The organism is Vibrio gazogenes, assembly GCF_023920225.1.
GTDB lineage: Bacteria > Pseudomonadota > Gammaproteobacteria > Enterobacterales > Vibrionaceae > Vibrio > Vibrio gazogenes.
Map to the genome: position 1 here is coordinate 1,022,835 of NZ_CP092588.1, position 14,610 is coordinate 1,037,444.

The following is a 14,610-nucleotide window of genomic DNA, read 5'->3' on the forward strand; positions in this document are numbered from 1 at the left end:
AGATGAGCAAATTATTAGCGACAACCCCAAAACAAGACGGCTTCAGAATGCCGGCTGAACATGAACCTCACAGTGAAGTGTGGATGGCATGGCCTGAGCGGACGGATAACTGGCGTGATGGCGCCAAACCCGCTCAGCGAGCTTTCGTTGAAGTCGCGACACAGATTCGCGTAACCACACCGGTTACCATGCTGGTGAGTGCAGACCAATATGATAATGCCGTGTCTCGTCTGCCTGATAACATCAGAGTGTTAGAAGTCTCAACCGATGATTCCTGGATGCGTGATATCGGCGCCAGTTACGTCGTCAATGATAAAGGGGAACGCCGTGGTGTTGACTGGGAATTTAATGCCTGGGGCGGTTTTGTTGATGGTCTCTACTGGCCTTGGAAACGCGACGACCAAGTCGCGCAGAAAATGTGTGAAATTACGGGAGACAGCCGTTATCGCGCACCGATTGTTTTAGAAGGTGGTTCAATTCATGTTGACGGTGAAGGCACACTTTATACAACGGAAGAGTGTTTGCTGCATGCAAGCCGGAACCCGGATTTAACCAAAGAAGTATTGAGCGACATTCTCAGTGAACACTTAAATATCGAAAAGATTATCTGGTTACCTCATGGCTTATATAACGACGAAACCAATGGTCACGTTGATAACATTCTTCACGTCGTGAAACCGGGAGAAGTTGTTCTGACCTGGTGTGATGATGAGAATGACCCTCAATATGCAATTAGCCGTGAAGCTTATGACTGTTTAACCCGCCAGACCGATGCGAAAGGACGAAAAATCGTGGTTCACAAGCTTCCCATGCCTGGCCCGCTATTTATGGAAGAAGACGAAGCATCCGGGATCGATATTGCCGCAGGCATGGAACGTGAAGCCGGAGAGAGACTTGCTGCATCATATGCCAATTATCTGATTACGAACCACCAGATCGTATTTCCATTATTAGATGAACGTTACGATATGGACGTAAAACATAAATTAGAAACGCTCTATCCAAATTATAAAGTGAATGGGGTGAATGCTCGGGAAATATTATTAGGCGGCGGAAATATTCACTGTATATCACAACAAGTGCCGGCAGTTTAATTAATCACGTTTAATTTAAACGCCCTATCAATTGAATAACGAATTAAATCTACTTTGTGTAGGTGTGAATATCTACACCCCAAATTCTGATCAAGAAGGAATGATATTATGAAATTACCATCTTCAAGCGCGACCGATCTCAACAAAAAAAATATGGAACACATGGTGTCGATGAAAGACTTCAGTGTCGAAGAAATGGATCGCATGATGGAATTAATGAGCTATTTAAAAGAAGCGCGTCAAGACAATGCGATTCCTCAATTATTTAAGGGTAAATCTGTCGCGATGATTTTTGAGGCAGGCTCAACGCGGACCCGCGTGTCTTTCGAGGTGGCAGCGACACTATTAGGCGGTCATGCGCTGTTCTTATCGCCAAAAGATATTCACCTTGGCGGCAAAGAGTCGATTGATGATACATCACGCGTGCTGTCTCGTATGTGTGACATCATTATGGCGCGTACCAATAGCCCGGAAACATTGGATGGCTTACTGAAAATGTCGACTGTCCCCGTAATCAATGGGCTCGATACGCGTTTCCACCCCACTCAGATGTTGGCAGACCTATTCACCATTAAAGAACATATCACTGACGGACGGGCTTTGTCAGACTTAACGCTGGCGTTCATGGGGGATGCGACGGATGTGTGTCGTTCACTGATGCTCACTTGTGCGAAATACGGAATGGGCTTTAAACAGATTGGTCCGAAGAAATACCATATGGAGCAAGCGTGGATTGATCTCGCCGAAGCGTTCTGTGCTGAATCTGGTGGCCATATCGAAATCACTGATGATGTCGACCAGATTCGTGATTGTGATGTGGTGTACGGTGATAGTTTCTACTGGGTCACTCAAACGGATGAGAAAGCAGAACGCTTGGCGGCATTCATGCCTGATTATGTGATTACAGAAGAACTCATGGCGAAAGCAAAACCGGGCGCCATGCTCCTTCACTGCCTACCGGCGAACGATCAAGAAGAAATCACTCGTGGCGCACTTGAAAGCGAATACTCTGTTGCGTTCGATGAAGCTGAAAACCGTTTAACCGCACAAATGGCAATTTTGGTTTATTTCACTCACAAACATACTCATCTGCCATCAGCAGATGTGGTGAAGAAACACGAAGCAAAAATTGGTGATTTTTTAAAAACGTTGTAACTCACTCGATATAAAGAAACGATCAGCTAAAAGGTATATTCGTTTCCGAATGAGACAGATGAAAGAGGTGGTTATTACTGCCTCTTTCATTGATCTATTTCTCGCCATAGAATGGCTATGACTCAAATCTCTGCCTTGCCTCTGAGCCCAGTGATTCTCGCTGAAACTGCATCTTAAGGTCATTTGGGTATAAGTGTTAAATACATGGCTCAACCATCAATGAATAAAAGATGAATCTACCCTATTTATTTTTTAATCCGACTCACACTAAATAAAATCGCTAAAAATACGGAGCCGGAAGCAAACCACAACCCTAGGTGGACTATATTTCCGGAAGATGAGGCAAGAGAATCTGACTGGGATAGTATGATACCAATCACCGCAGTACCAAGACATTGACCAAATGTTCTCATCATCGCCAGTACTCCGGAAGCATAACTACTATAATTAGCCTTCACATTTGCCATCATTTCACGATTATTGGGGCTTTGAAATAAGCCGAAACCAATACCACAAACTAAACTTCTCCACGCAATATCTAAAACTGACGGCGTTTGTGGGAGACCAATCAATAGCAGCGATCCAATCCCAAAAGTGACAAGCCCGAACGTTGAAATCATTGCCGGATTTTTCTTATCGGCCAGCCTCCCTGCATGTGGTGCCGCAAGAATAATACCGACTGGCCATGGCAGGAAAAGCAGCGCGGATGTTAGAGGACTGTAGCCATAAACACCCTCATATAAAAATGGCAGTGCAATAAAAATAATCCCCTGAGCGATAAACGAAATGAAAGATGTAATCGCTGATAGAGAAAAACGTTGATTTGAAAATATGTCTAACGGTAATAACGGCGCAATGGTCCTACGCTGACGATAAACGAATGCCACACCACTCACTAGCGCAGTTACCGCATAAAATAATGCCTGTTGTTCGCTATCACTGGTTGCATGTTTAGAAAACGAGTTGGCACACAAAATCGTGCTACCCAACATGATGACAGAAAACAATGCACCGATTTTATCTAAAGGACGTGTATCAAGCTGAACTGACTGAGGAAGAAATCGTTTCGAAAAAACGACGGCGACAACACCGAGCGGGGCATTAATCATAAACAGCCACGGCCAGCTTAACGTAACCAACAAAGCACCACTGACTAATGGTGCGACTGCGGTACATGTAGCAACTAATAAGGCGTTCATCCCTAAAATCCGTCCGAGTAATCGGGTGGGGAAAATCGTTCTAAGGAGTGCCGGCGCGATACTGAGCGTCGCGGCACCACCAATCCCCTGAATAAAACGCATGACCACCAGCTCTGATAATGAAGAAGATAATGCACATCCCACAGAAGACAGCGTAAAAAGAATCAATCCCCCGATAAACTGCTTACGAAAACCGATACGAGTCGCCAGAGCCGAAAAAATAGCTAAAGACATCGCCACAGCAAGTAAGTAACCATTCGCAACCCAAACTGCCTCTGAAGCACTGACACCGAGTGATGTTGACATCTGGGGCAATGCTATATTGATCATCGAACCATCAAAAACATTCATCGTCGTCGTAATCATGACGGCCAACATCGCAAATAATCGTTCTTTACCGGGCAATCCGTCATCGCCCGCTTGACTCATAAACAGTGCCATATATTGCCACCTCTTTTCTTTGAAAGATTAAAGTTTAAATTGCTATCATACAAGGCGGAAGGTGCATCAATTTCATTATATAGTTGCACCAGACGCCATATCATTTAGGTGCAACAACAATGCAGGGGAAAACGATGACAATGCCTGATATGAACTTACTCGCTGCACTGGACGTTTTACTTGCGGAGCAAAGTGTCGCAGGGGCAGCAAATCAGTTATCTTTAAGTACCTCAGCGATGAGCCGGACATTAGCCCGATTACGTTTAATCACGGGCGATCAACTGCTGGTTCGTGCCGGACGAAAAATGGTATTAACCCCTTATGCTGAGTCGATTAAAGAGCGGACAAGACACGCCGTGTTTGAGGCGCTCAATATTCTTCAGCCAAATATTCAAGCTGTAGATTTACCCACACTTGAACGGACTTTTACCATTCGTGCCAACGATGGATTCATTGAAACGTTTGCAGCAAAACTCATCACTCACATGACTAAACATGCACCACAAGTCCGGCTACGATTCATGCCAAAACAGCAAAAAAGCTCTGAGGCTCTGCGAGAAGGTAAAATCGATTTAGAAATTGGTGTACTCAAAAATATGGGGCCTGAAATCCGCATCAAAGCCTTATTTTATGATCACTTCGTGGGTGTAGTCAGAAAAGGACACCCACTGAATCAATGCAAACAGGTAACGATACAACAATACTGTCAATTTAGTCATATTATCGCCTCCCGAAGAGGTGATTTTTCAGGCCCTGTCGATGAAATGCTCAAAGCACAAGGCGTAGCGCGCCATATCGCGGCAACGGTCCCCAGCTTTCCTGCTGCACTTGAAGTCGCCAGAAATTCAGATTTAATCGCCTTAGTGCCAGCTTCATTTTTGTTCAATGAATCACTGAACTCCGGTGAATCTGGTTTATGGGGATTTGAGCTGCCAGTACAGACCAATGACATTACGATTTCTATGATGTGGCACCCCCGCTTACAACTAGATTCCGCACATATCTGGCTGAGAGAGCAAGTCGATAAAGTTTGTCGGGAAGCAATGGAAAAACGTTGGTTTTAAATGACGGTTTTAAAGGACTAGCGATAAAGGCAAATGATATCAATAACATGACATTGATAACGACTAGACGAATGACATAAGTTAAACCAAAACTACACTTATAGAAATGTTGCGAGCTGATGATCGAACACATCATGGAACATCAACGAGTTAGCGCAATCCCTTTGGTGTTATTTTTCCACTTTGGGAAGCACTTGCGGTAAGTAAGCCCCTAAATAGGCTTCTGTGAGAATAATCGCTTCTCTTTCCATCTCTGGCGCAATGTCCCCGTCTTCTCGATAGTTCATTGAATAGACTTTATCGGCAACCTGTAAAGCAACCGCAAAAATGTTGACGTCCGTGGGGAGCGGCGGCAGAACGAAATGTTCCCGATAGATGCTTTCGACTTTTTGGGCCAATAACTGATCATTCTGCGCATCAGCATGGCGGATTGTCATGTAGGTATGCTGCCCTAATAGCGTGTGTTGGGCGAGCGGACTCGTGCGGTAGTAGTCAACAAAGCTTTTTTCGATCATCCGGTTTATATCAGACCAGTGAGTGACTTTATCGCTATCGACCGCTTGGTTGAGAACGGTTTCGAAGTCGGTGAACACATCATCCATAAGTTCACACATAAGGGCTTCAACATTGGGATAGTGGTGATACACACTCGATGCCGCGATACTCGCTTCTTTGGCAATATCGTATATCGATATGGTATTTACATCCCTTTTTGAGGCTAAGTTGATTGCTGCGCTTCGTATCCTTTCCAGCCTTCGCTCTGTTGACTCTTTTCTCATCTTTTTATCTCTAAATTCATGCTAGATGCTACTTCTAACGCTCAACTTTCATTCTAGATTGAAAGTGACCATTACCGCTTTAAAGATGTACGTCACGAATCAAACCATACTAGCATGATCTGGAAAACCAAGTTTGATGCTCGATTCTCATTTTACAGCGGATCATTGCGGGAATTGCAGCTTTCAGTACGATCAGGATAACTTGACTAGAATCAAGTTTCTGTTTTAACGGACGTCGGATATTGATTAATCTGCACTCGCTCAAGATTTTATGCCTGAAAACAAATGAGCACCGGATAAGTGATTTGAGTAACAAGATTACCCCCGTGAAGCTTTTACTATGGTGTTAGTAAGCTTTTAGTCACTAACGGAGACAGAGCATGAGTATTCAGACACAAGATCAGCAAATGGGGATAGGTAGTGTCGCTCTGTTTAGCCTATGTGCCGTGATTGCAGTGGATACTTTATGTGCATCCGCAGCAATTGGCGTCAGTTCGATTGGTTGGTGGGTCACCACGCTGATCATTTTTATCATTCCCTATGGTCTCATTACCTCTGAACTCTCCGCATCTTATCCTTGCGAAGGTGGCATATATGACTGGGTCAAAAGGGCCTTTGGTTCCTGCTGGGCGATGAGAACAACGTGGTTTTACTGGATAAATGTCGGCTTATGGATGCCGGCAGTTTACATCATGTTCGCTGGCGTATTTTCTGAACTGTTTAACCTCGATCTTTCTTTATTTTCCCAAGTCGCGATTTGTATTGTTCTGACTTGGGTAACCATTGCAATTTGTAACGTGTCAACCAACATCGGTGTCTGGGTCGTCAATATCTCAGCCGTATTGAAAGTGGCGGTGATCCTCATTCTGGGGGTCGGTGGTTTTATGTATGCCGCCCAGTATGGCATCGCTAATCAGTTTAGTTTTTCTGCCATGTTACCGAGCTTTGATTCCGGTATCGCCTTTCTGCCTGCATTAGTCTTTAACCTCATGGGCTTTGAGCTCGTTGCCACCATGAGCAAAGATATGAAAGATGTGAGCGATATGCCCAAAGCGATATTTTTAGCCATTGGTATCACCGCATTTCTTTATATCTTCGGCACGCTAGGCATTTTAATGGCGTTGCCGGTGGAAGACATTGGTTTAGTGTCGGGAATGATTGCCACACTGCGACAGTTGTTCGGAGATTCGGTGTTTAGTAGCAGCATGGTCTACATTGTCGGTACCATGATTTTACTGAGCTTTATCGGCAATATGGTGACTTGGACAATGGGGGCGGGAAGAGCAGCGGTAGAAGCGGCAAGAGAAGGTGAACTGCCTCAGATGATTGGCCAGTTACATGAAAAATACCATACCCCTTCAGGCGCAAATAAAATAACCGGTATCGTTTCCACGACGGTGATTGCTTTCTATGCGTTGTTTGCACAAAACAGTGATGGCCTATTCTGGTCGGTATTTGCGTTTTCCAGCTGTATTTTCTTAATCCCTTACTTATTTATGTTTCCTGCTTATCTGAAACTCCGTTTAAGCGACTTGGCAACACCACGCACCTTCAAAGTACCCGGAAATATGCTTGTACAGTACACCCTGACCACCGTCTGTTTTCTGGTCATTGTACAAGCATTGATCCTGTTTATTTTCCCTGAGCTCATTGATTTCAGCATTGACTGGCGTTACAGCGCACCGGTATTGAGTGGCGTGATTGTGACGGTTTTAGTCGGAGAGTACATGCTAAAACAAGCTGAGTTGAAGAAAGGCTTGCGAGTAAAAATATTGCTCGCCCAACCGATAGCAAACGAAGCAAGTCTGCGGTGTTTGAGTTATCGGCATTGATTCAATCACAGGATGACACTACCTATGTGAAGACTTAAAGCGCTCCCGAATAAGCCGATACCATACGCACTGTGTGCTAAGAAACTTAACCACCGTGCTTTCCAAGGCCTTGGGGTTTGACTGGCAGCAACCCCAAAACCAAGACAAGGCTGAATGAGACAAAAAGGGAATACCAGCGTGACAATACCAGTGAACATCGCAGGAATCACACTCGGCTCAGTTAGCCATCCTTTTCCCCAAATGAATACATGAGTCAGCGCAAAAACAATCCCTATCACGTAATGCAGCACCCAACCTAACGGCTTTTCTCCCCGAATCGATGGCGTCGCCATAATGGGTCGATGGACGAACTGTCCTTTAGGCATGAATGCCAGCCAACGGGCGATCAGTGCATAGTTCAGTGGTGGGCTATTAAATATATTTTTTTGTAACCAACCCCAAACATCCATGATTAACGTAGCACCGATGCCAACCAATATCGCTTGTAAGCCCATTGAAGTTTCCATTCTCATACTCCTCACACGTTGTACTTTTATTAAGGCTTGTTATATTGGCAGACACCATACAACTTAAAGTTGACTTTAAGTCAATAGGGTATTTTATGGATATTGCTGACGTGTCTCGAGAATCGGGATTAACCCCCTCAACACTAAGATATTATGAAAAAATCGGACTGATCCGCTCCAATGGCAGGAAAGGATTGAGGCGACAATATGCCCCGAAAATTTTGAATCAATTGAATATTATTTCACTCGGACGGATGGCAGGATTATCGCTCAATGAAATCGCCACAATGTTTGACACTGCGGATGATTTGGCGATTGACCGAAATTTGCTCATGCAAAAAGCGGTAGAAATTGATATTCAGATCAAACGCCTGAAAATTGTACGAGATAGTCTTAAGCATGTGGCAACTTGCCCACAGTCATCGCATTTAGACTGCTCATCATTTCAAAAACTGATGAAATCAGTGAAGCGTTATTTGTCTTGAGGCTTGCAGAGGGAAATATTTGTTGAGACACACCCTCGGGCAAAGGTGTAGGCTCATATGGCATAGGTAGCTTATCAGGACACACACCTTAAAGTGCGTCATATTTCGGTGCCGGAGGCTAGGCAAATAAAACTTTCGTGCAGGTGTCTGGGACGCAATAACATTCATCAATTTCAATGGCATTTTCGACAGCGTCCCAGAGACTTTTGCCCAGCAGCAAAAGTGCCTTGAGTTTGAGTTCAGCGCGTGTAATCAGGGTCGGATTGATTCGCATCCTGCTCAGCTCTTTTGTTAGGGAATTGCTTAAAATTCATCCATAAATTTTACCCTGAGATCATCGATCAATTTAGCTTCATTTATTCAGTGTTTTACTTTATTAAAATCAACCACCCAACCAAGAAAACCATTCACGGATGAATGGTTAGGCTTTTCCGGGCAGGACGCCCGTAAAAGCTGGTTCTGGACAACGTACGACCAAGCCCAACAAAAAAGATTTTCTGGTTCGTCTTTCATCTCTGAAAGATGAACAGGCGCACAGCACACCGATGCCACTGAAATCGAAAAACGGAATTGTGCGTCATGCCTCGAAGCCAAAGGCGACAAGAATCACCAGACAAACCAATAAAACCGAACCCCGTCGCATTTCCCTAGGCAACCCATCTAAAACCATGACAAACAGTGTTTTTTGCCGCTCGCTTCTTTTATCCTATGAACCATTCAATCCACACAGACCGAATATCGATTTATGAAAACATCCCTCGACCATTTTCCCGCTCGACAATAAATTCCACCGCCGCTGCTTCCGTCGACTGCAACGCGCCTATATCGAAGCCCGCTATTCGGAGCATTATGAAATCACCGTGGAAGAATTGGCGTATCTGGAGGGTGAGGTACAAAAGCTGCAAGGATTGGTGGAACGGGTTTGTTTGGGGCGGGTTGAGTGATGGGGCTGGACCCTGATGGTTCCAGCTTGGTGGGCGCTGCCTCTATCTGGGTTTGTGGAAATGGGGGCGTGACATAGGATAATGAACAGTCTCAATCTCTACATTATCCCCAGAAAATTAGTAAACTTTTAAGAAGATTGCGTTCACTTTCTGAAAACGGAGTGTAAATACCATATACTTTTCTGTAAGCCATAATAAGACGATGAATCTCTCGCATTGGTATAGTCTTTCTAGCCCTAGAATCTCCTAGTATCTTTAATAGCTCAGTTTTTTCATCGTCGTGTAATACAACCCTACTTATGAGCTCCTCTAGTTGATCTAATGCATCACTAACAGGAATATCACATCTACCAGTCATTTTATCACTCCTCTGGTAAGATCTCAGAACTATTATACTCCAGCACTTCACCATCTGCATGCAGCTGTTGAGCTCCCTCCTTTACCAAATTCATCGCCAAAATAAGGACACACGCCATAAGTAAATCCATCCCTTGAATGTGTGTGTCCTGCTTATTTTCTTGTTTAATGCTTCACGGCTTTTGCCGGGAGCAATCGGAACCACCTGAAACAGATCGAACAGCCATTTGAGATACCAGCGTTGGTAGATAGTCTGATCCATAACGAAGTGTACACGTCTCGGGGATGCCATCTGCACAATTGCCCAGTCCAGCCAGCTGATATGATTACCGAGCAGCAACGTTCCCTGACCGGCTTCCGGCAGATTGTTGAACCCCAACACTTGCAGACGGTATTTGTGGCCGAGTAATTTAGTCATCACCGAACGGACCAGAACTTCCGGTAGCAGAATGATGGCAGCCAACGCAACCAAAGCACCAAGGCCGAATAATCCCCACAAAATATAGCTGACATCGAGTTCCTGCGTTGTGAACGCGACCGTGACTGCCAAACATAACAACATGCCGACATTCTGAATGAAATTATTCCCGGCCAGAATTTTACCGATCTGGTCTTCTTTCGCGTGGAACTGAATTAATGCGTTGAGCGGGACCAACATAAATGAGCCGCCGATACCGATAGTCAGGAAAATACCGCCAAGCAAAACCGATGAGGTGACCTGTGGCAGCAGAAATAGTCCGGCACAGATAATCAGAGCACCGGAGGGGATCAGCGCCAGATTAATGTGATTGACGGAGTGTTTTGAAGCAAATGAAGAACCAAGCATCATACCGACAATCGCCATCGCAATAATACTTTGAATGATAAAGGTATTATCCATAGCAAGGTGGCTTTTGGCGTAGGCCGGGAAAGCAGCAATCATTACCTGACTGATCGAAAGAAACAGGGTTAAGCCGATGACTGATTGCCAAATCGCTTTTTCCTGAAACAGGAGGGTGAGATTCCGGCCTAACGTTTTACCCAGAATGTAATCTTTCCAGATAAATGCTGGTTCTTGTATCTGATGCCGAGCGCCATCCTGAGGTGTGTGTCCCCGTAAGTGATCTTTTCCCGGTAAGCGGAAAGCCAGCAGACACTCGATCAGAGAACCGATGACCAGTAACCAGCCTAATGGGGCGATGTCCTGAAGAATCGCTCCCGGCTGAAGCGGGGTTTCAGGGGATAATTTCAGTTCGAACAGTGCGGAAAAGACGGCGCTCCCGGCAAGAATGGCAATCATTGAAACCGCCTGAACCCAGGCGTTGCCGTTGCTGAGTTTTTCTGCACCGACCAGCTCTCGGATGTAACCATATTTTGCCGGAGAATAGAGCGCACTCTGCACTGCGAGAATAAACGTCAGGGCAAAGGATGCATAAAACCAGCCCTGATAATAGCAGAAGGTAATCATCAGGGTGATGAATACCGCACATAACGCGCTGATTTTCATCACTTTGGTTTTTGCATAACGATCCGACAGGTAGCCGGATGGGGTAAAGAGTAATACAAAAGGGAGCAGAATCAGTGCATTGACGATCGCAGTCATCAGCACCTGCTGGTGATCTGACAATGTTTTGAACAGGGTATTCTGCACGACGATTTTATGGCCTAAATCGACAAAAGCGTTCATGAAGGCAACCCATAGGAAGGTGACAAAGCCTCTGACAGTAGTAGCGTTATTCATACTTATTCTCCAATTTAATCGAACAGTGTTCAATTGATGGGGAAAATTTAATTGAACACCGTTCGATTGTAAAGGAAATTTTTGCATTATTTTTTACCGGAGAGATTAACCAACACCTACCCAATATTCTCACACGGTTGTCTCTGCCTCAGCAGGATCAAATATGCACAATGAGTACAGTGAAACACACTCCATGCATCTTTTTACTACAAATATGCAACCATTTGCTATAGTTGTTTTAGCTATTGTACATTTTTTAACCAAAGGTGTTTCCATGCCTGTGTCAATAGCGTGTTAGCTCATTATCTGTTGGTAGTCTGTGAAAGAACGGCAGATTAAAAAGTTGAAATCCAAACTTCAGTTGGTTTACCAAAAAATTGTTTAATTGGAATAAAAAAACAATAAGGAGATACCATGAAAGAAAATCATAAAATTAAAGTCACCTCCATCATGTATATGATAGTACTGATGCTGATGGCTGTCGGAATCAAAGGAGCCTTTGCTGAAAATGCCATTATCAACGGCACGTATTCTTTGATCGTTACCCAAAGTGGCAAGGCGCTGGACACCTCGCAGTGGGGCACCATAGACGGTACGAACATTACTCTGAATGACTATTGGGGCGGTGAATCCCAGAAATTCATCATTACTCCCGTCGACGGAATCTGGCACCGGATCACACCAGTTATCGCGCCAGACCAAGCGTTCGACGTATCCAAATGCAGTCCGAATGTCGGTGCCAATATCCAAACATGGAGCTATGAGGGTGGCGCCTGCCAACAGTTCCGATTTGCTGAAACTGGAAACGGTACTTATCAGATTATTACCCGCGGCACAGACATGAGCCTGAATGTTAATAATTTATCCGAGGAAAACGATACCAACGTCATGCAATCGACCAGCACTGGCAAGGAAAATCAGATATTTACACTGCGCCGTCACGCCGAGAGCCACATTAGTGGAAATTGCCCGGATGGAGCCATCTGTCGTGATGAAGAAGCCCCCGGCTTATACGACGGAAAAGGCCCCTATAATGTCAGATCATACGAGCTTCCCGGTGCCTATGTCACCTTGCCGGCAACAGCCAGGGTATATTATCCCGCCAATGCAGAACCACCCTATTCAGGCATTGTGTTCTGCCCACCGTTTATGACCAAACAGATCGCTTTTGCTGCCTGGGGTCCCTGGTTTGCATCTCACGGTATGGTTCTTGTCACCATGGATACCACCACCATTTTTGACCAAGTAACAGCCCGAGACAATCAGCAATGGCGAGTCGTTAAGGCCCTTAGAAGAGAAAACACCCGTTTGGGCAGCCCTCTCAGAGGTAAGCTGGATACAGACAAAATCGGAATCATGGGATGGTCCATGGGCGGAGGAGCATCTTGGATTAATGCGGGCAAACACAGAGACGAACTTAAAACAGTGATAAGTCTTGCTGGCCACAACATGACCGCCTGGTATAACACTGACATCTATTCCTGGTATTCACCGGAGGAGCTTCTTGATGCAGCTTATGCCAGTGGCAGGTTAATCAAAATTCCAGCCTTGATAATTAACGGTGCCCTGGATACCACCATTCTCGGCGGCCTGGGTCAATCAGATGGCGTTTACCGATCAATTTCAAATACCCCCAAAGTTTTAGCCGTATTAGGTCTTGCCGGTCATTTTGCCTGGGGTTATCCGACTCAGGCAGGTCGAGGTGTGGCATCGCTCGTGCTTGCATTTGAAAAAACCTTTTTGGACGGTGATACACGGTGGGCACCTTATATACAAAAACCCTCAGCCCCCATGAGAAAATGGAGAACAGCTGATCTGCCATAATGTATACCGTTAAACCAAAGCATAACAATCAAGGCTATCGGCGCATCATGTCGGCAGCCTTTTTTGTGGAACCCCCTTACGAGGACAAACCCCCTTACGAGGACACACGCCTTAAAGTGCGTCATATTTCGGAGCCGGAGGCTACAACAAGACAAATCAATAAAACCGAACCCCGTCGCATTTCCCTAGGCAACCCATCTAAAACCATGACAAACAGTGTTTTTTGCCGCTCGCTTCTTTTATCCTATGGCGATTCAATCCACACAGACCGAATATCGCTTTATGAAAACATCTCTCGACCATTTGCCCGAATCCAAACAGCACGAGCTTGCCACCATATCGACCATTCTGCGCGATACGCTGGACGACTATCTTCAGGGCAAAACAGCGAGTAAAAGCGAGTTTCGCATCTTAAAAATCATCCTGTTCGGCAGCCATGCCAAAGGCAGTTGGGTCAACGATCCGGTCAATGGCTATATCAGCGATTACGATATTCTGGTGATTGTGAACAAAGCCGCGCTGGTTGAGGAAGATGTGGTCTGGCAACGCGCCAAAGAGCAGATCGACCGTAAAGTCACTTCCGCACCACTGGGATTGATTGTCCATGATTTGCAGGAAGTAAACGAACGGCTACAGCAAGGGCATTATTTCTTCAAAGATATCCGCGAAGAAGGGATTGAACTGTTTGCAGCCACACAGAAACCGCTGGCAGAGCCGGGAGATTTAACCGAAGCAGAAAAGCAGGAAATTGCCCGTAAGCATTATGAGCAGTGGTTCAAAAGCGCCAATGGTTTCTTTGATCATTTCCAATTCAGTTTAGAAAAAGGGGATGAGAAAATTTCTGCATTCATGCTTCATCAAGTCACAGAAAGACTCTTTGCCTGTACCCTACTCACCTGCACCAATTATTTACCCAAATCCCACAATATCGAAAAACTGGGCAAACTATGCGCCCAAATCGATGCTGAATTTGCGACGATTTTCCCGCTCGACAACAAATTCCACCGCCGCTGCTTCCGCCGCCTGCAACGCGCCTATATCGAAGCCCGCTATTCGGAGCATTATGAGATTACCGTGGAAGAATTGGCATATCTGGAGGGTGAGGTGCAAAAGCTGAAAGGATTGGTGGAACGGGTTTGTTTGGGGCGGGTTGATCCCCAAACAAACCAAAATTAAGGGCGGTTTAGCCAATGAAAACTACTTGTTCAGT

Annotated in this window: 12 protein-coding genes; 7 read left to right on the forward strand and 5 right to left on the reverse strand. The window is 45.2% G+C overall.

The annotated features are described in order from the left end of the window. Window positions 1-2: 2 nt before the first annotated feature. Both aguA and argF read left to right on the forward strand, forming a co-directional pair. Complete coding sequence (gene aguA, locus MKS89_RS20245; protein WP_072955228.1) at window positions 3-1,094, forward strand: agmatine deiminase; 1,092 nt, start codon at window positions 3-5, stop codon at window positions 1,092-1,094. A 108-nt stretch (window positions 1,095-1,202) separates the two neighbouring features. Further along, window positions 1,203-2,249 (forward strand): ornithine carbamoyltransferase, encoded by a 1,047-nt coding sequence (gene argF / locus MKS89_RS20250; RefSeq protein ID WP_072955225.1) that lies wholly within the window; start codon window positions 1,203-1,205, stop codon window positions 2,247-2,249. Between the two features lie 245 nt (window positions 2,250-2,494). Here argF and MKS89_RS20255 read toward each other — a convergent pair whose 3' ends face one another. After that, on the reverse strand, window positions 2,495-3,889 hold the full coding sequence (locus MKS89_RS20255) for a DHA2 family efflux MFS transporter permease subunit (RefSeq protein ID WP_072955223.1): 1,395 nt from the start codon (window positions 3,887-3,889) through the stop codon (window positions 2,495-2,497). A gap of 134 nt (window positions 3,890-4,023) precedes the next feature. On the opposite strand from MKS89_RS20255, the gene MKS89_RS20260 reads away from it, so the two are divergent. After that, window positions 4,024-4,953 (forward strand): LysR family transcriptional regulator, encoded by a 930-nt coding sequence (locus MKS89_RS20260; protein ID WP_072955703.1) that lies wholly within the window; start codon window positions 4,024-4,026, stop codon window positions 4,951-4,953. A 170-nt stretch (window positions 4,954-5,123) separates the two neighbouring features. Here MKS89_RS20260 and MKS89_RS20265 read toward each other — a convergent pair whose 3' ends face one another. Beyond that, window positions 5,124-5,732 (reverse strand): TetR/AcrR family transcriptional regulator, encoded by a 609-nt coding sequence (locus MKS89_RS20265; protein ID WP_072955220.1) that lies wholly within the window; start codon window positions 5,730-5,732, stop codon window positions 5,124-5,126. Window positions 5,733-6,112: 380 nt separating this feature from the next. On the opposite strand from MKS89_RS20265, the gene MKS89_RS20270 reads away from it, so the two are divergent. Then, a complete protein-coding gene (locus MKS89_RS20270) occupies window positions 6,113-7,564 on the forward strand; it encodes an APC family permease (RefSeq protein WP_077316576.1) in 1,452 nt (483 codons plus the stop codon). A gap of 5 nt (window positions 7,565-7,569) precedes the next feature. On the opposite strand, the gene MKS89_RS20275 is transcribed toward MKS89_RS20270, so the two are convergent. Then, complete coding sequence (locus tag MKS89_RS20275; protein WP_072955218.1) at window positions 7,570-8,070, reverse strand: DUF2938 domain-containing protein; 501 nt, start codon at window positions 8,068-8,070, stop codon at window positions 7,570-7,572. A 95-nt stretch (window positions 8,071-8,165) separates the two neighbouring features. Between MKS89_RS20275 and MKS89_RS20280 the strand changes: the two genes are divergently transcribed. Beyond that, window positions 8,166-8,555, forward strand: coding sequence for a helix-turn-helix domain-containing protein (locus tag MKS89_RS20280; protein WP_072955215.1), 390 nt, complete (start codon window positions 8,166-8,168; stop codon window positions 8,553-8,555). Window positions 8,556-9,602: 1,047 nt separating this feature from the next. Here the strand turns inward: MKS89_RS20280 and MKS89_RS20285 are convergent. Further along, complete coding sequence (locus MKS89_RS20285) at window positions 9,603-9,857, reverse strand: hypothetical protein (RefSeq protein ID WP_077316234.1); 255 nt, start codon at window positions 9,855-9,857, stop codon at window positions 9,603-9,605. A gap of 90 nt (window positions 9,858-9,947) precedes the next feature. Beyond that, on the reverse strand, window positions 9,948-11,576 hold the full coding sequence (locus tag MKS89_RS20290) for an MFS transporter (protein ID WP_072955209.1): 1,629 nt from the start codon (window positions 11,574-11,576) through the stop codon (window positions 9,948-9,950). Between the two features lie 414 nt (window positions 11,577-11,990). Between MKS89_RS20290 and MKS89_RS20295 the strand changes: the two genes are divergently transcribed. Next, complete coding sequence (locus tag MKS89_RS20295) at window positions 11,991-13,400, forward strand: poly(ethylene terephthalate) hydrolase family protein (RefSeq protein WP_072955206.1); 1,410 nt, start codon at window positions 11,991-11,993, stop codon at window positions 13,398-13,400. Between the two features lie 282 nt (window positions 13,401-13,682). Next, a complete protein-coding gene (locus MKS89_RS20300) occupies window positions 13,683-14,576 on the forward strand; it encodes a HEPN domain-containing protein (protein WP_072955700.1) in 894 nt (297 codons plus the stop codon). The last annotated feature ends 34 nt before the right edge of the window (window positions 14,577-14,610 follow it).

What these genes read in the sequence shown, in the direction of transcription:
- MKS89_RS20285 (WP_077316234.1), bottom strand. Translation starts at nt 9,857, where the DNA reads ATGACTGGTAGATGTGATATTCCTGTTAGTGATGCATTAGATCAACTA.
- aguA (WP_072955228.1), top strand. Translation starts at nt 3, where the DNA reads ATGAGCAAATTATTAGCGACAACCCCAAAACAAGACGGCTTCAGAATG.
- MKS89_RS20255 (WP_072955223.1), bottom strand. Translation starts at nt 3,889, where the DNA reads ATGGCACTGTTTATGAGTCAAGCGGGCGATGACGGATTGCCCGGTAAA.
- MKS89_RS20295 (WP_072955206.1), top strand. Translation starts at nt 11,991, where the DNA reads ATGAAAGAAAATCATAAAATTAAAGTCACCTCCATCATGTATATGATA.
- MKS89_RS20300 (WP_072955700.1), top strand. Translation starts at nt 13,683, where the DNA reads ATGAAAACATCTCTCGACCATTTGCCCGAATCCAAACAGCACGAGCTT.
- MKS89_RS20290 (WP_072955209.1), bottom strand. Translation starts at nt 11,576, where the DNA reads ATGAATAACGCTACTACTGTCAGAGGCTTTGTCACCTTCCTATGGGTT.
- MKS89_RS20280 (WP_072955215.1), top strand. Translation starts at nt 8,166, where the DNA reads ATGGATATTGCTGACGTGTCTCGAGAATCGGGATTAACCCCCTCAACA.
- MKS89_RS20260 (WP_072955703.1), top strand. Translation starts at nt 4,024, where the DNA reads ATGACAATGCCTGATATGAACTTACTCGCTGCACTGGACGTTTTACTT.
- MKS89_RS20265 (WP_072955220.1), bottom strand. Translation starts at nt 5,732, where the DNA reads ATGAGAAAAGAGTCAACAGAGCGAAGGCTGGAAAGGATACGAAGCGCA.
- argF (WP_072955225.1), top strand. Translation starts at nt 1,203, where the DNA reads ATGAAATTACCATCTTCAAGCGCGACCGATCTCAACAAAAAAAATATG.
- MKS89_RS20270 (WP_077316576.1), top strand. Translation starts at nt 6,113, where the DNA reads ATGAGTATTCAGACACAAGATCAGCAAATGGGGATAGGTAGTGTCGCT.
- MKS89_RS20275 (WP_072955218.1), bottom strand. Translation starts at nt 8,070, where the DNA reads ATGGAAACTTCAATGGGCTTACAAGCGATATTGGTTGGCATCGGTGCT.